The following is a 16,024-nucleotide window of genomic DNA, read 5'->3' as shown; positions in this document are numbered from 1 at the left end:
TCGGGTTCAGTCGGCGCGGCCGCCGAACTCGCCGGTGGTGGTGTTCACCAGCACGCGCTCGCCGTTGACGATGTACTCGGGCACCATGATCTCGATGCCGGTGCTGAGCCGGGCCGGCTTGGGGCGCTTGGTTGCGGTGCCGCCCTTGAGCTCGGGCGGGGTTTCGACCACTTCCAGGCTCACGTGCTGGGGCAGCTGCAGGGCCACCGGCTGCTCGTCGATGATCTGGACGTAGCTGCCCTGCAGGCCGTCGGTGATGTAGCCCGCGTCGTCGCCGACCACGTCCGCGTCCAGCGTGTACGGCGTGTAGTCCTCGTCATCGAGGAACACGAAGGCATCGCCGTCCTTGTAGGAGAAGGTGGCCTGCCTGCGCAGCAGCTCGACCTCGGTCAGGTTGTCTTCGGCATCGAAGCTGACGTCGGCCTTGTTGCCGCCGGGCACGCTGTACATGATGAAGCGGAAACGCACGTTGCCGCCACGGCCCTGCGGCGAGCTGCGCTCGATGTCGCGCACCTGGTAGACCGTGCCGTTGTGTTCGACCACGTTTCCTTTCTTGACGTCGTAGGCTTTCATTGGAGGGGCCGGGATTGGGGATTCGGGATTCGGGATTGGGACGGGACCGCGATTGGGGCCGGGACGATGGGGTTCGCTTTACCGAACCCGATTCCGGAACCGGATCGCGGCTATTTCGGTTGCAGGCGCACCGCACCATCTAGGCGGATGGTCTCGCCGTTGAGGTAGCGGTTGCCGACGATGTAGTGCACCAGGTCCGCGAACTCCTCCGGCAGGCCGAGCCGGGCCGGGAAGGGGATCGATGCGGCCAGCGACTTCTGCACGTCTTCCGGCATGCCGTCGACCATCGGCGTCCAGAAGATGCCCGGCGCCACGGTGTTCACGCGGATGCCGAAGCGCGCCAGTTCGCGCGCCATCGGCAGAGTCATGCCGACCACGCCGCCCTTCGAGGCCGAATACGCGGCCTGGCCGATCTGGCCCTCGTAGGCGGCGACGCTGGCGGTGTTGACGATCACGCCGCGCTCGCCATCCTCGCCGGCCTCGTTGTGCTGCATCAGCGCGGCCGCAGCCTTGGCTACGTTGAAGCTGCCGACCAGGTTGACCATCACCGTGGTCTGGAACTGCGCCAGCGGCATCGGCGCCTCGCGGCCCAGCACGCGGCCGGCGCCGATGATGCCCGCGCAGTTCACGGCTACGTTGAGCCCGCCCATCGCCTCGGCCGCCGCGCGCATGCTGGCGGCCACGCCGTCCTCGCTGGTGACGTCGGTGCGCAGGTAGCGCGACTGCGACGCGCCCAGTTCGGCGATCGCGGCGGCACCCTTGTCGTCGTTGACGTCGAACAGGGCCACCTGGCCGCCTCCGGCGACGATGCGCCGCGCCACGGCCAGGCCGAGCCCGGACACGCCTCCGGTGACGACGGCACGGATGGAGGATGACTGCATGGACGATCCCGGTTGCGGAAAGCCGCAATTCTAGCGCGGCGACGGCGGCAGGCGGCCGGCGCCCGCGGCGGCGCCTGCGGGCGCGAATACAGGGAACATCGCCGAATTGCAGTCGCGGCCGAAGCCGCTTCCACGGCGCTCCGGCCGTCCGCGCCTTACCGCTTCAGCTCTCGCCGCGCAGCCGCCGCGCGAACTCGTCCGGCGGCAGCCCGGGCGCGAACAGGAAGCCCTGTCCGACCGGCACGCCCAGATCCAGCATGAAGCGGCGCTGCGCTTCGGATTCGATGCCCTCGGCCACCAGGCCCAGGCCGAGACTGCGCGCGATGCCGGCCACCGCCTGGCAGACCGCCACGTCGGAGTGGTTGTCCGGCACCCCCTCGACGAACAGCTGGCTCAGCTTGAGCCCGTGGATCGGCAGCCGCCTGAGGTAGTTGAGCGCGCTGTAGCCTTCGCCGAAGTCGTCGATGGTGAGGATCACGCCCAGGTCGCGCAGCGCGGCGAAGGTGCGCAGGGTGTCCGGCGCGTCCTCGATCAGCACGCGCTCGGTGAATTCCAGCTCCAGCGCGGAGCCGGGCAGGCGGTACTCGTCCAGCGCCTGTCGGATGGTGTCCGCCAGGTTCTCGGCGAGGAACTGGCGGTAGGACACGTTCACCGCGACGCGGATGATGCCGAGCCCCGCATCGCGCCACTCGGCCGCCTGGCGACAGGCCTCGCGCAGCACCCAGCGGCCAATGCGCACGATGTCGCCGGTGTTCTCGGCATGGCCGATGAAGTGGTCCGGCCGCATCTCGCCCAACTGGTGGTTCTGCCAGCGGATCAGCGCTTCGGCGGCCACCGTGGCGCCGCGATGCAGGTCGACCTGCGGCTGGTAGACCAGGCGGAACTCGTCGTTGTCGGCTGCGCGGCGCAGGTGGGTTTCCATGCGCAGGCGGTTCTGCTGCGACTGCGCCAGCTCCGGGGTGAACTCCTGCCGGCCGTTGCGGATGCGACGCTTGCTGTCGTACATGGCCGCGTCGGCGTTCTGGATCAGAGTCTGCGGGCGGTCGCCGTCGCGCGGCGCACGCGCGATGCCGATGCTGGCGGTGATCGCGAACTCCTCCTTGTCGAAGCGGAAGCTCTCGCTGAAGCCGTCCAGGATCGCGTCGGAGATGCGCTCGGGCCGCGTTTCGTCGTCGCCGGTATTGCAGATCACCAGGAACTCGTCGCCGCCGAAACGGGCGATCAGCCCCTCGGTGCCGGCGGCGCGGCTGATGCGGCGCGCCGCGGCGTTGAGCAGGTCGTCGCCGGCCGCGTGGCCCAGCACGTCGTTGACCACCTTGAAGCGGTCCAGGTCGATGTACAGCACGGCGATGGGGCCGTGCATCGGATCGCGCATGCGCGTCTCAAGCTCGTGCAGCATCGCGTCGCGGTTGAGCAGGCCGGTGAGCGGGTCGGTGCGGGCGCGGATGCGCAGGGTTTCCTGTTCCTGCTTGCGCTCGGTGATGTCCTGCAGGGTACCGGTGATGCTGGTGCCCTCGCTGCGGTTGATCTCCGCCTCGCCGATGATGCGCAGCCACAGCGGACTGCCGTCGGTGTGCTTGGCCTCGACCTCCAGGTCGATGGGCTTGTTGTCGTGGATCGCCTGGCGCAGGGCGGCGTCCATGCGCAGGCAGTCGGCCTCGGCGAGCGCGGCCAGCAGGTCGCCGATCGAGCGGACCTCGCGCCCGGCGCCGAGGATGCGCGTGGCTTCCTCGGTCATGTACAGCGCGTCGCGGTCGACCTCCCATTCCCAGCCGCCGATGTGGGCCAGCGACTGCGCGCGGTCGAACAGGGCGCTGTCGCGCTTGAGTTCGGTGACGTCGCTGAAGAACGACAGCACCTGCAGCGGCGTGCGCCCGCCGGGGGCGAACAGCGGCACGCTGCTGATCGAGAGCCAGCGCAGGCGTCGCTCGGGGCGATGGTAGAGGCCCAGCACCTGGCTGCCGGTGGCCTTGCCGGTGTGCAGGGTCAGCGTCGGCGGCAGGTCGCTCAACGCGAGCGGGTGGCCGGCTTCGTCCACCACGGCCCAGTCGGCCGGGCGCAGGTAGGCCTGGAAGTCCTGGTTCTCGTCGGCGCCGAGGATCCGCATCGCCGCCGCGTTGGCCTGGACCAGGTGACCGGTGTCGTCGAATACCACCACGCCCTTGTCGATCACCTCCAGCAGCTGGCCATAGCGCAGCTCGGCCATGCGCCGGGCGCTGAGGTCGCGCGCCACCGCCACCACGCAGCGGCGGCCGTCGTGCACGAAGCCGGCCGAATGCACCTCGACCGGGAAACGGGTGCCGTCGCCGCGCTTGTTGGTGACCTCGATGACATAGGTCTCGCCCCGGTGCAGCACCTCCAGCACCGGACGCATGTGGTCCTTGGGCAGGTCGGGGTTCAGGACCTCGATGGGCTGGCCGACGATGCGGTCGCGCGGCAGCTGGTAGGCCGCCATGCCCGCGCGGTTGAGGTCGAGTACGGTGCCGTTCTCGTCGAGGATGCTGACCGGGTCGGGCACCGCGTCGAACAGGGCGTGGTAGCGCAGGTGGGCGATCTCGGCCTCGGCATCCGCGGCCGCCAGGGCCTGCCGGGCGCGCTCGAACAGGTCGCGCGCCGCATCGGGCATGGCGGGGTCGCGGGCGGCGGCCGCGAGCGCGGCCAGCACATCGCCGCGCCCGCTTCCGGGCGGCGCGTCCTCGTCGGCCGAGGCCTGCGCGTTCATCGTGCCGCCAGCGCCCGCCCGGCCTTGCTGCCGGTCTCGCGGCCGAGCAGGGCCGCCAGCCAGCGGCCGGTGTCGGCCAGCGCGTCCAGGTCGATGCCGGTCTCGATGCCCATGCCGTGGAGCATATACACCACATCCTCGCTGGCGACATTGCCGCTGGCGCCCTTGGCGTAAGGACAGCCGCCCGCCCCGGACACGGCGCTGTCCACCACCGCCACGCCTTCCTCCAGGCAGGCCAGGATGTTGGCCAGGGCCTGGCCCCAGGTGTCGTGGAAATGCACGGCCAGCGCCGACATCGGCAGCTCCCCGGCCACCGCACGCAGCATCGCGCGCGCCTTCGCCGGCGTGCCCACTCCGATGGTGTCGCCCAGCGAGATCTCGTAGCAGCCCATCGCGTGCAGGGCCGTCGCCACGCGCACCACGTCGGCCAGCGCGACATCGCCCTGGTAGGGACAACCCAGCACGGTCGAGACATAGCCACGCACGCGCACGCCGTCGCCGCGGGCGCGCTCGAGCACGGGCGTGAAGCGCGCCAGCGATTCGTCGATGCCGGCGTTGGTATTGGTCCGGTTGAAGGTTTCCGAGGCGGCGGTGAACACCGCCACCTCGCGCGCGCCGCCGGCGAGCGCGCGTTCGTAGCCCTGCAGGTTGGGCACCAGCACCGGGTAGGAGACCCCCGGCCTGCGCGCGATGCCGGCGAACACTTCGGCGGCATCGGCCAGCTGCGGCACCCACTTCGGGCTGACGAAGCTGGTGGCCTCGATGGTCTGCAGGCCGGTTGCGGAAAGCCTGTCGATCAGCTCGATCTTGGCTGCGGCCGGGATCAGGGTCTTCTCGTTCTGCAGGCCGTCGCGCGGGCCGACCTCGACAATGCGGACATGGCGGCTCAAGACGGACGCTCCTGGGGCGGGGCCAGGCGCGAGGCGGCGCGGGCGCCGGCGGACCGGGGGCGTGCATCGCCCGGCGCGCAGCCGGCTCGCAATGCCTGGCAACCTGCCCGGGCGAACAGCCGCATCGCACCGGCAGCGGCGAGGCCAGCGCCGCTCACTGCGTCGGCTCCAGGAGCACCAGCACGCTGTCGGCTTCGACGAACTCGCCGTCGGCCGCGCGCAGCTCGGCCACGGTTCCCGCGCGCGGCGCCTTGAGCGCCAGTTCCATTTTCATCGCCTCGAGCACCACCAGCTCCTGTCCCGCCTCCACGCGATCGCCTGCCGACACGCGCAGCGCCACCACCCGTCCGGGCATCGGCGCGCGCACGCGGTCGTCGCCGGTGGATTGCGCCGCCGGCTCGTGGCGGTACACCGCCACCGGCGCCAGCGGCAGCCGTCGTTCGCCGTCATGCACGTCGATCCGGCCCGGACGCTGCAGCACTTGGAAGCGCCGCCCCTGGCCATCCAAACGTAGCGAGAGGACGCCCTCGGCCAGCCGCGCTCCCTCCACCGAGGCGATGCGACCGCCGATGCCGATGCGATAGCGCCCGCCATCGCCCTGCGCCTGCAGTTCGATGCGCTCGCCGCGATGCTGGAACGCGAGGGGCCGCTGGCCGGCATGGCCCAGCCGCCAGCCGTCGGCGATCGACCACGGCGAGGTGGGATCGTTGGACGCCCGGGCGAACTCGCGACGCTCGTCTTCCTGGGCGAGCAGGGTGGCGGTGGCCGCGGCCAGCAGCAGTTCGTCCGCGGGCGATTGGGCGGCGACGAACTCGTCCAGGTGGCGATCGAGATAGCCGGTGTCGATGCGGCCTTCCACGATCGCCGGGTGCCTGGCCAGCGCCTCGAGGAAGGCGATGTTGGACTTGGGGCCTTCGATCGCGCACTGCGCCAGCGCCTCGCGCAGGCGGGCGAGGGCGGCCGGACGGTCGCGGTCGTGGACGATGAGCTTGGCGATCATCGGGTCGTAGAAGATCGTGACCGTGTCGCCTTCGACCACGCCCGAGTCGACGCGCACGCGCGCCGAGGGCTGCGGCAGTTCCAGCCGCTCCAGTCGCCCCGACCCCGGCAGGAACCCGGCCTCCGGGTCCTCGGCGTAGAGGCGCACTTCGATCGCGTGGCCCTGCTGCGGCACTTCGTCCTGCGCCAGCGGCAGCGACTCGCCGGCAGCTACGCGCAACTGCCATTCGACCAGGTCGAGCCCGGTGGTCATCTCGGTGACCGGATGCTCCACCTGCAGCCGGGTGTTGATTTCCATGAAATAGAAGTTGCCGCCGGGATCGACGATGAACTCCACCGTGCCCGCGTTGGCGTAGTCGATCGCGCGCGCGGCCAGCACCGCCGCCTCGCCCATGGCCGCGCGCAGCGACGGCGTCAGGAACGGAGAGGGCGCCTCCTCGAAGACCTTCTGGTAGCGGCGCTGCGCCGAGCACTCGCGTTCGTTGAGATGGATGATGTTGCCGTGCGCGTCGCCGAAGACCTGGATCTCGATGTGGCGGGGCGACTCGATGTAGCGCTCCAGCAGCACGCGGTCGCGGCCGAAGGCGTTGGCCGCCTCGCGCTGGCAGCTTTCCAGGTTCGGCAGAAACTCGTCGGCGCTGCGCACGATGCGCATGCCCTTGCCGCCGCCGCCGTGCGCGGCCTTGATCATCAGCGGGAAGCCGATGCGCGCGGCCTCGCGCGCAAGCAGGTCCGGCGACTGGTCCTCGCCCGTGTAGCCGGGAACCACCGGCACGCCGGCGGCCTGCATCAGTTCCTTGGCGCCGGCCTTGCTGCCCATGCGGCGCATCGATGCGGCCGACGGTCCGATGAAGACCAGGCCGGCAGCGTCCACCGCGTCGGCGAACTCGGCGTTCTCGCTGAGGAAGCCGTAGCCCGGATGGATGGCCTGGGCGCCGGACCGCAGCGCCGCCTCGATGATCGCATCGCCGCGCAGGTAGCTCTCGGCCGGACGGGGTCCGCCGATCGGATAGGCCTCGTCGGCCAGGCGCACGTGCTGGGCGTCGGCGTCCGCCTCCGAGAACACCGCGACGGTGCGGATGCCGAGCCGGCGTGCGGTACGGATGACGCGGCAGGCGATTTCGCCGCGGTTGGCGATCAGGATCGTCTGGAACATCAGCGGCTGGCGTCCTCGGGGAGGTGGCAGACGGCCTCGATGTTGTGGCCGTCAGGATCGATCACGAATGCGCCGTAATAGTCGGCGTGGTAGTGCGGGCGCAGGCCGGGCGCGCCGTTGTCGCGGCCGCCGGCGGCGAGTGCGGCTGCGTGGAAGGCCTCCACGGCGGCGCGGCTGGCGGCGGTGAAGGCGAAGTGCGCGGCGCCGCTCGGCGCGATGCCGTCGGTGCCTGCGCCGATCCAGAAATGCGGCCGCCGCGGCGGGCCGAACCCGCAGCCCGCGTAGCCGCCGCCCGTCTCGGCCGCGGTCAGCTCCACCACCACCGCGAAGCCCAGCGGCGCCAGGGCACGCTCGTAGAACGCGCGGCTGCGCGCGTAGTCGGCCACGCGCAGGCCCAGGTGGTCGAGCATGGTCAGTCCTCACGCGCCCAGGCGGGCGCGCGCTTGTCGAGGAACGCGCCCAGGCCTTCCTGGCCCTCGGCCGAGACGCGCAGCGCGGCGATCAAGGCCGCGTTGGACTGGTCGAGCCGGTCGCGGTCGGACTGCAGGGCGACATCGCGCACCAGGCGCTTGGCCGTGGCCGACGCGATCGGGCCGGCCTTGAGCAGCAACGCGAGCTGGCGCTCCACCGCGGCATCGAGCGCATCGGCCTCGACCACCTCGTGCAGCAGGCCCATGCGCAGCGCCTGCGCGGCATCGAACACCTCGGCGGTGGCGAACCAGCGGCGCGCCTGGCGCGGTCCGATCGCGGCGACGACATAGGGCGAGATCACCGCCGGCAGCAGGCCGAGGCGGCTTTCGGTCAGCCCGAACTTCGCGCCGGGCACGCCGATGGCGATGTCGCAGCAGGCCACCAGCCCCACGCCTCCACCGAAAGCGGCGCCGTGCACGCGCGCGATGGTCGGCTTCGGCAGTTCGTCGAGCGTGCGCATCAGCCGGGCCAGCGCCAGGGCGTCCTCGCGATTGTCGGCCTCGCCGGCCGCGGCCATTCCGCGCATCCAGTTGAGGTCGGCGCCGGCGGAAAACGAAGCGCCGGCGCCTTCCAGGACTACCGCGCGTACGCCCGCATCGGCGGCCGCCTCGTCGAATGCGGCGGTGAGGCGGGCGATCAGGGCGGCGTCGAAGGCGTTGTGCAACTCCGGGCGGTCCAGGCGCACGCGCAGCACGGCTCCGTTGCGGTGGATCGACAGCGGTTCGGTCATGACGTCATGCAGAAGGTCGACGGCTCCGCATCATAGCCGCCGACCATCGCCGGAAGGCGGGGCAGGGCGGACGGCGCACGGCTTTTCCGGGTAAGCCGGGACGACGCACCGATCAGGACCGCTGCGTCCTGCGGCGCGCGCGTCCTCCTGCTGTCCAGCATGCGGCGAGCGGAACGATCGGCGGGCGCGGGGCTCGCTGCGGCCGTGTTGCACCGCCGGGCCGCAGCCAGTGAGGCTTGCACGGGCACGCGGATACGCAGGATTGCGCTAAACTGGACGAGACTCATTCTCATTCCCCGCCCATGCTCCCACACCGCCTGCTGGCGACGCTCCTGCTCAGCGTCGTCCTGATCTGTACCTGCGCCTTCGCTTCGGACGCTTCGGTCGCCACCACCTGGCGCCTGCTCGACTACATCGCGGTCGACTATCGCGAGGCGGTGGCCGACGGCGAGGTGGTCAATCAGCTCGAATACGACGAGATGCTGGAGTTCTCGGCCACCGCGGCATCGGCCATCGCGGCCCTACCGGACACGCCGCAGTCCGCCCAGCTGCAGGGCGACGCGCAGGCGCTGGAGCGGGCGATCGCCGACAAGGCCGCGCCCGATCGCATCGCCGCCCAGGCGCGCGGACTGGCCGCCCTGCTGGTGCAGGCGCACCCGATCCCGCTGCTGCCGGCCACGCCGCCCCGGCACGCCCGTGGCGGCGAGCTGTACGCGCAACTGTGCGCCAGTTGCCACGGCCCCACCGGCGCCGGCGATGGTCCCGCCAGCGCAGGGCTCGACCCGCCGCCGATCGACTTCACCGATCGCGAACGCGCCGACGAGCGCAGCGTGTTCGCGCTCTACCAGGTGATCGAGCAGGGCCTGGAAGGCACCTCGATGGTGAGCTACCGCGGACTTCCGGCCGATGATCTCTGGGCGCTGGCCACCTATACCGGCGCGATCGCCTATCCCGAGTCCCTGGCCGGCCGTGGCAAGGCCCTGCTCGAGGGCGACGCGGCGCTGCAGGCCAGGTTCGATCTCGACCGCTACGTCGGGCAGACACCGGCCGATCTTGCGAACGAACTGGGATCGGCCGAGGACGCGGCCGCGATCGTCGCCTACCTGCGCCGCCACCCCGAGGCGACGCAGGCGCAGCAGCTCGAATCGGCCCTCGCCACCGCGCGAGGACTGCTGCGCGAGGCGATGGCCGCCTACCGCGCCGGCGACGCCAAGGCCGCGCGCGACCTCGCGCTCGCGGCCTATCTCGATGGTTTCGAGCCGGTCGAACCGCTGCTTGCCGCGCGCGACAATCCGCTGATGGTGCGCATCGAGGCGGCCATGGCGCAGCTGCGCTCGGGCCTGGCCGCCGACGCCCCCGCCGACGCGCTGCAGGCGCAGGTCGACCAGCTCGATGGCCTGTTCGCCGAGGCCGAGCAGGTGCTGGGCCAGGACAGCACCTCGGCCACCGCCAGTTTCGTCGCCGCCTTCACCATCCTGCTGCGCGAGGGCCTGGAGGCACTGTTGATCGTGATCGCGATGATCGCGCTGCTGCGCAAGGCCGAACGCACTGAAATGTTGCCCTGGGTCCATGGCGGCTGGCTCTCCGCCCTGGTCGCGGGCGCCGCGACCTGGGTGCTCGCGACCTGGGTGATCACCATCAGCGGTGCGAGCCGGGAACTGTCCGAAGGCTTCGGCTCGCTGCTGGCGGCCGTGGTGCTGGTCTGGGTGGGGCTGTGGATGCACGGCAAGAGCCACGCGCAGGCCTGGCAGCGCTATGTGCGCGAGCGGCTGGGCCACGCCCTGGGCAAGTCGTCGGGCCTGTTCCTGCTGGGCCTGGTGTTCGTAGTGGTCTACCGCGAGGTGTTCGAGACGATCCTGTTCTACGCCGCGATCTGGAACCAGGGCAGCCAGGGTGCGGTCATCGCCGGCGGCGCCGCGGCAGGGCTGGCCCTGCTGGCGATCGGCTGGGGGATGATGCGCTACAGCCGCAGCCTGCCGATCGGCCAGTTCTTCCGCTACAGCTCTGTGATGATCTCGGTGCTGGCGGTGGTGCTGATGGGCAAGGCGGTGTCCGCGCTGCAGGAGGCCGGCTATCTGCCGGTGAGCTGGCTCGAAGGCTGGCCACGGGTGGAACTGCTGGGCCTGTATCCGACGCTGCAAGGCGTCGCCGCGCAGGTGCTGGTGGCGCTGATGCTCGCCATCGGGTTCGCGCTGTCCAGCAGAAGCGCCCGCCGCGAGGCGGCAGCCTGAGGCCGCAAACCGCATCGCGGACGCGGCCTGCGCAACGCGGCCGCGGTGCGGGGCAGGGGCTGGCGCGTGCGGCAGGTCGGCGACCGGGACGTCCGGCCGCCGCACCAGGGACGATGGCGACACGCAGCGAGACGGCGGCCTGACGCCGTCAGGCCACGATCAGTGCCGCAGGCCCCGCTTGTTGGGGCTTCTGGGCGGCTTGCGCATGTCGTTGGTCGGGGAGACCTCCACCGACAGGTGGAAGGTGCGCTCCTCGCCGGCGAACATCGCGCCGACGCCGACCACGTGGCGGGTGATCTCGGTACCATCGTCGTCGCGCACGCTCAGCACCACCGAGTATTCCCAGGCGCCGCCCTCGGACGGATGCCGGATCATGCCCTCGACCTGCAGGGCGGTGGTGCTGGCGGGGACCGCGCCGGGACCGCTGCGCGGGGTATCGAAGCGCAGGTAGTGCTTGCACGAGGGACAGATGCTCGCGCTTTCGAGGATGGTGGTCTTGCAGTGGGGGCAGGTGCGCGTGGCACCTGCCGTTCCGGGCTTCGGCGCGGCCACGGGCTCAGCTGGCCAGTTCGCGCGTCTCCGCGTTCTCGCCCTTGGCCTTGTCCTTGCGCGGCGCCGACGACGCGGATTCGCTGTTGTCCCAGCCGCATTCCACGTGGCCACGGATCCTGGAGCCGGCGGCGACGGTGAGCGTGCCAGCCTTGATGTCGCCGGTGAGCACCGCCGAATCGAGCAGCTCGACCTTCGATGCCGAATCGATGTTGCCGTCGAGCTCGCCGGCCACCACCACCTGCTTGGCCTTGACCCCGCCGTTGAGCTTGGCGCCGTTCTCGATGCGCAGGTTGCCCTGCACGTTGACGTCGCCCTTGAAGCGTCCGGCGATGCGGACATGGCCGGTGCCTTCGATCTTGCCCTCGATGGTGAGATCGGCGGCGATCAGCGATTCCTTGGCGGCCGGCTCGGCCGCCGGGGCGGGCGCGGCGACGCGGGGCGGCGCGACCTGGGTGGGGGTGAAGTCCGCGACTGCCGGAGCTTCACGTTGCGGCGGCACGGCCGGTGGCGCGTCCGGCGCGAAGGACGGCGTGTCCTTGCGGGCGTTGGCGTTGTTCTGGGGGCTGAAAATGGCCATGTCGCGGGTTCCTCGGGCTGGGCAGGGACCGTCGGGCGCACGCCGCCAGACGGCGATTGGGGGCCTTGGAGCCTAGCATGTTGACATGGCCTTCACAGTGTGACGTGGCTCACCAAATCCGTGTCCCGGCAGGCACTTGCCGCATTGTGTTGAGCCGTACCCTTGGCTACGGAGCCTCCGACGGCAGCCAGGCGCGGTAGCGGCCGGCCACGTGCAGCAGCCCCATCATCTGGAGCACGCCATCGTAGTAGCGGTACTGGCCCGTAGGCACCGGCTGCTCCCACAGTGCCCGGACGAAGTCGATCCTGCGCGGATGGTCGGCGGCGAGCGAAGCGACCGCGTTCATGGCCACCAGGGCGGCGGTCCGGTCGCCGCCCAGCGGCCGGCCGTCGAGGGTGTACAGGCTGGCGTAGCGGTCCATGTCCTGTGCCTGGAAGAAGGCCTGCAACCGGTTGGACAGCGCCACCTGGCGTGGGTCGGCGCGCCACCAGGACCAGTCCATCGACCAGTTCATCGCGCTGCGCCAGGCGTCGTAGCGGAAGTCCACCGACTCCGGCCGCCATGAGGCCGCCCAGGGCGTGCCGTCGAAATTGCCGTAGTCCGGGGTCAGCCCGGTGTCGGGATGGGCGGCGGTGGCGAAGTAGTCGCGGCTGACCTGGGCCGCCTCGCGCCAGAACGCGCGGTCGGCCTCCGGGCCCACCCGCGCCCAGACTTCGTAGAAGGCGGGCAGGTGGTAGGAGGCGTCGGTGTGCGCGGCGTTCACCACATCGGGGGTGAAACGCACCATCTTCGCGTCGCGGTCGAACAGGTTGATCGCGGTCATCGTGCCGCGGTTGGTGGGCCCGGTGATCGATTCGCGGTGCAGGACATCGTGCAGCAGGCGGTCGGCATGGGCGCGGTAGTCGTAGAGGCCCTCGCCATCACCCCAGCGCGCGGACGCGAAGTAGAGCGCGGTGATGAAGTACTCCTCGCCGTCGGGCGCGGGCATCTCGTCGATCGGCGTGCCGTCGCGCTTCACCGACCAGGCGAAATAGCCATGCGCCGGGTGCGACGGGTCGGCATGGTAGGTGTGGGTCATCGCCCAGTTCCAGATCGCGTCGAACTCGCGCTTCCGGTCCAGCTGCACGGCGATCATCATCCCGTAGGACATGCCCTCCGAACGCACGTCGTCGCTGTTGACGTCGAGGATGTAGGCGAGCGGGCCGTCGGCGTTGCTGCCGGCCTCGTAGTAGATGGCCTCCTGCTCCGGATCTCCGTGGAACAGCTGCTGGTAGGCGGCTTCGATGCGCGCCTCGATCTCGGCCTGAGGATAGCCGGCCTCGGCGAAGAGGTCGGGGTAGTGCCCACTGGCGACGGCGCCGGCCGAGACGGGTACGGGGGCATCGTCAGGAGCGGCATCGGCCTGCGGGGCCGACGAGCCTGCACAGGCGGACAACAGGAAGCAGAGCGGAAACAGCGCGCGCGCGTGCAAGGCGCGATTGGACGTCAGGCGCATTCTTCGGGCGTCGGGCGGCGGGACCGGCAAGGTAGCAGATGGCGTCGCTGCGGACGGCCCACCCCGACCCCGATCCCGCGCCGAAGCTACATCCGGAACACCCCGAACTTGGCCGGTTCGATCGGCGCATTGAGCGAAGCGGAGATGCCCAGCCCCAGCACCCGCCGCGTATCCGCGGGATCGATGATGCCGTCGTCCCAGAGCCGCGCGGTGGCGTACCACGGGCTGCCCTGGTGCTCGTACTGCGCGCGGATCGGTGCCTTGAACGCATCCTCGTCCTCGACGCTCCATTCGCCGCCCCTGGCCTCGATGCCGTCGCGGCGCACCGTCGCCAGCACGCTCGCCGCCTGCTCGCCGCCCATCACGCTGATGCGCGCGTTCGGCCACATCCACAGGAAGCGCGCGCCATAGGCGCGGCCGCACATCGCGTAGTTGCCAGCGCCGAAGCTGCCGCCGATCACCACGGTGAACTTCGGCACGGAAGAACATGCCACCGCGGTGACCATCTTCGCCCCGTCCTTGGCGATCCCCGCGTTCTCGTACTTGCGCCCGACCATGAAGCCGGTGATGTTCTGCAGGAACACCAGCGGGATGCCGCGCTGGTTGCACAGCTCGATGAAGTGGGCGCCCTTGAGCGCGCTCTCGCCGAACAGGATGCCGTTGTTGGCGACGATGCCCACCGGGTAGCCGTGCAGGTGGGCGAAGCCGGTGACCAGGGTCTTGCCGTAGCGCGCCTTGAACTCGTCCAGCTCGCTGCCGTCGACGATGCGCGCGATCACCTCGCGGATGTCGAAGGGTCGGCGCGTGTCCTTCGGCACGATGCCGTACAGCTCCTCGGCCGCGTACAGCGGCTCGCGCGCCTCGCGCACGGCAACGGGCAGGGTCTTGCGGCGGTTGAGGTGGCCGACGATCGAACGCGCGATTTCCAGCGCGTGGCGGTCGTCCTCGGCGTAGTGGTCGGCCACGCCGGACACGGAGGTGTGCACGTCGGCGCCGCCCAGCGCCTCGGCATCGACCACTTCGCCGGTGGCCGCCTTCACCAGCGGCGGGCCGCCAAGGAAGATCGTGCCCTGTTCGCGCACGATCACCGACTCGTCGCACATCGCCGGCACGTAGGCGCCGCCGGCGGTGCAACTGCCCATCACCACCGCGATCTGCGGAATGTTCTCCGCCGACAGCCGCGCCTGGTTGTAGAAGATGCGGCCGAAGTGCTCGCGATCGGGGAAGACCTCGTCTTGCAGCGGCAGGAAGGCGCCGCCCGAATCGACCAGATACACGCAGGGCAGGCGGTTCTCGCGCGCGATTTCCTGCGCGCGCAGATGCTTCTTCACCGTCATCGGGAAGTAGGTGCCGCCCTTGACGGTGGCATCGTTGGCCACGACCACCACCTCCTGGCCCATCACCCGGCCGATGCCGCAGACCATGCCGGCGGCGGGCGCCGCGCCGTCGTACATCTCCTCGGCGGCAAGCGGCGCGATCTCGAGGAAGGGCGAGCCCGGATCTAGCAGGGCGGTGATGCGGTCGCGCGCCAGCAGCTTGCCGCGTTCGGTGTGGCGCTGGCGCGCCTGCTCCCCGCCGCCGTCGGCTGCGCGCGCAAGGCGGCGTTCCAGCTCGTCGACCAGGCTGCGGTGATAGGCGGCGCTGTCGAGGAAGTCCTGCGAGCGCGGATCGAGTTGCGAGGTCAGTGCCGGCATGGTGCGGATGGTTTCGGACGAAAGGGCAGAGGATACGTGAGCGGCGGCGCCCGCGCGAAAGGCGCCCGAAGTCCTCCCTCTGCGTGAACCTATGCCACAGCCAGATGGACTGCCGCTTACGATGAGGAGTCGATCCGACCCGGCGATTGCTCTCGGCTCGGTCAGCCCGCTGCGCGGTCCGGCCCGGCGCAGCGCGCCGGGCGTTCCTGCGGACGCGCGGCAGTGCCGCGCAAGCGGTCCGCACTCACCCCTGGCTGACTCGCCGCCGCAGCGCATCCATGCGCTGCTCTCCGCGATCCCCGGCCCGGATCGACATCGCCACGTCATTGGCGTGGCTTCGAAGCCCCCACCGACACGTCGCGGCTCAAGCAGCGGTGAGCCGCCGCCTGGCAGCGGGGATCACGATGGGCACAACATGGATGCATTGCGCGCGACTCGAGACAGGATGTCCTGACCGAGCGGAAAGCAACCCCCGGCCGTCAGGCAGCGGCGTCCGTCCGAAGTCCAGATCGAAACCCATGGAGCGGCGCCCAAGGGCCCCCAGAACGGGAGATGAGCAAAAAGAAAGGCCCGCGCGTGGCGGGCCTTTCGTTGCAGACTGCAACCGGGGTCAGTTGCGCGCCGCTTCCTCAGCGTTGGCAGCGGCATCCTTCACCGCGCCGGCGGCGTCGGCGGCAGCTTCGCGGCTGGCGGCAGCGGCGTCGTCGGCCGCGGCCTCGGCATTGGCGGCGGCTTCCTCGGTGGCGGCGGCCGCGTCGGCGGCGGCCTCTTCGGTGGCGGCAGCGACGTTGGCAGCGGCCTGCTCGGTGGCGGCGGCGGCGTCGGCGGCCGCCTGCTCGGCAGCGGCGGCGTTCGCGGCCGTGTCTTCCTTGGCGCCCTGGGCGGTGTTTTCGCAGGCGGCGAGCGCGAGCACGCTGGCGGCGGCAATGGCAAGGAGCTTGATCTTCAAGGGTGTTCTCCGGGTAGTTGGATGGGTCGTCCGGCCCGGGGTCCCCCTGGCCGCGGCGCAATTGTGCAAAACAGAATGTTAAAAAAAGAAAAGCCGCCGGACGG

The 16,024-nt window shown here is 70.8% G+C and carries 14 protein-coding genes; 1 reads left to right on the top strand and 13 read right to left on the bottom strand.

What is annotated here, in order from left to right; genetic code table 11:
* Positions 1 to 6 precede the first annotated feature (6 nt).
* The 8 genes from yeiP to ACQYVW_RS01745 form a co-directional block, all read right to left on the bottom strand.
* Entirely contained in the window at positions 7 to 573 is a 567-nt protein-coding gene (gene yeiP, locus ACQYVW_RS01780; RefSeq protein WP_434936661.1) for an elongation factor P-like protein YeiP, read from the bottom strand.
* 110 nt (positions 574 to 683) lie between these two features.
* Positions 684 to 1,454, bottom strand: a complete 771-nt coding sequence (locus tag ACQYVW_RS01775; protein ID WP_434945860.1) for an SDR family NAD(P)-dependent oxidoreductase — start codon at positions 1,452 to 1,454, stop codon at positions 684 to 686.
* 163 nt (positions 1,455 to 1,617) lie between these two features.
* Entirely contained in the window at positions 1,618 to 4,176 is a 2,559-nt protein-coding gene (locus tag ACQYVW_RS01770; RefSeq protein ID WP_434945859.1) for a sensor domain-containing protein, read from the bottom strand.
* A complete protein-coding gene (locus ACQYVW_RS01765; RefSeq protein WP_434936764.1) occupies positions 4,173 to 5,066 on the bottom strand; it encodes a hydroxymethylglutaryl-CoA lyase in 894 nt (297 codons plus the stop codon). The genes ACQYVW_RS01770 and ACQYVW_RS01765 overlap by 4 nt, the downstream gene beginning before the upstream one ends.
* A 154-nt stretch (positions 5,067 to 5,220) precedes the next feature.
* Complete coding sequence (locus ACQYVW_RS01760; protein ID WP_434945858.1) at positions 5,221 to 7,221, bottom strand: acetyl/propionyl/methylcrotonyl-CoA carboxylase subunit alpha; 2,001 nt, start codon at positions 7,219 to 7,221, stop codon at positions 5,221 to 5,223.
* A complete protein-coding gene (locus tag ACQYVW_RS01755) occupies positions 7,221 to 7,631 on the bottom strand; it encodes a VOC family protein (protein ID WP_434945857.1) in 411 nt (136 codons plus the stop codon). The genes ACQYVW_RS01760 and ACQYVW_RS01755 overlap by 1 nt, the downstream gene beginning before the upstream one ends.
* A 2-nt stretch (positions 7,632 to 7,633) precedes the next feature.
* Positions 7,634 to 8,422: an enoyl-CoA hydratase-related protein gene (locus ACQYVW_RS01750; RefSeq protein ID WP_434936178.1), complete on the bottom strand. Its 789-nt coding sequence runs from the start codon at positions 8,420 to 8,422 to the stop codon at positions 7,634 to 7,636.
* Entirely contained in the window at positions 8,419 to 8,709 is a 291-nt protein-coding gene (locus ACQYVW_RS01745) for a hypothetical protein (RefSeq protein WP_434936180.1), read from the bottom strand. Before ACQYVW_RS01745 ends, ACQYVW_RS01750 begins: the two co-directional genes overlap by 4 nt.
* Before the next feature lie 15 nt (positions 8,710 to 8,724).
* Here ACQYVW_RS01745 and ACQYVW_RS01740 point away from each other — a divergent pair, with 15 nt between their 5' ends.
* A complete protein-coding gene (locus ACQYVW_RS01740; RefSeq protein WP_434945856.1) occupies positions 8,725 to 10,653 on the top strand; it encodes an FTR1 family protein in 1,929 nt (642 codons plus the stop codon).
* A 159-nt stretch (positions 10,654 to 10,812) separates the two neighbouring features.
* Here ACQYVW_RS01740 and ACQYVW_RS01735 read toward each other — a convergent pair whose 3' ends face one another.
* The 5 genes from ACQYVW_RS01735 to ACQYVW_RS01715 all read right to left on the bottom strand — a co-directional run bounded on the left by ACQYVW_RS01735 (position 10,813) and on the right by ACQYVW_RS01715 (position 15,920).
* Positions 10,813 to 11,205, bottom strand: coding sequence for a hypothetical protein (locus tag ACQYVW_RS01735; RefSeq protein ID WP_434936184.1), 393 nt, complete (start codon positions 11,203 to 11,205; stop codon positions 10,813 to 10,815).
* A 4-nt stretch (positions 11,206 to 11,209) separates the two neighbouring features.
* Positions 11,210 to 11,782 (bottom strand): bactofilin family protein, encoded by a 573-nt coding sequence (locus ACQYVW_RS01730; RefSeq protein WP_434936185.1) that lies wholly within the window; start codon positions 11,780 to 11,782, stop codon positions 11,210 to 11,212.
* Positions 11,783 to 11,948: 166 nt separating this feature from the next.
* Positions 11,949 to 13,277: a family 8 glycosyl hydrolase gene (locus tag ACQYVW_RS01725; protein ID WP_434945855.1), complete on the bottom strand. Its 1,329-nt coding sequence runs from the start codon at positions 13,275 to 13,277 to the stop codon at positions 11,949 to 11,951.
* An 86-nt stretch (positions 13,278 to 13,363) separates the two neighbouring features.
* A complete protein-coding gene (locus ACQYVW_RS01720) occupies positions 13,364 to 14,971 on the bottom strand; it encodes a carboxyl transferase domain-containing protein (protein ID WP_434945854.1) in 1,608 nt (535 codons plus the stop codon).
* 610 nt (positions 14,972 to 15,581) lie between these two features.
* Entirely contained in the window at positions 15,582 to 15,920 is a 339-nt protein-coding gene (locus tag ACQYVW_RS01715; protein WP_434945853.1) for a hypothetical protein, read from the bottom strand.
* Positions 15,921 to 16,024 lie beyond the last annotated feature (104 nt).

The organism is Luteimonas campi, assembly GCF_051162505.1.
Taxonomy (GTDB): Bacteria; Pseudomonadota; Gammaproteobacteria; order Xanthomonadales; family Xanthomonadaceae; genus Luteimonas.
This window is presented reverse-complemented; position numbering and strand designations above follow the sequence as displayed.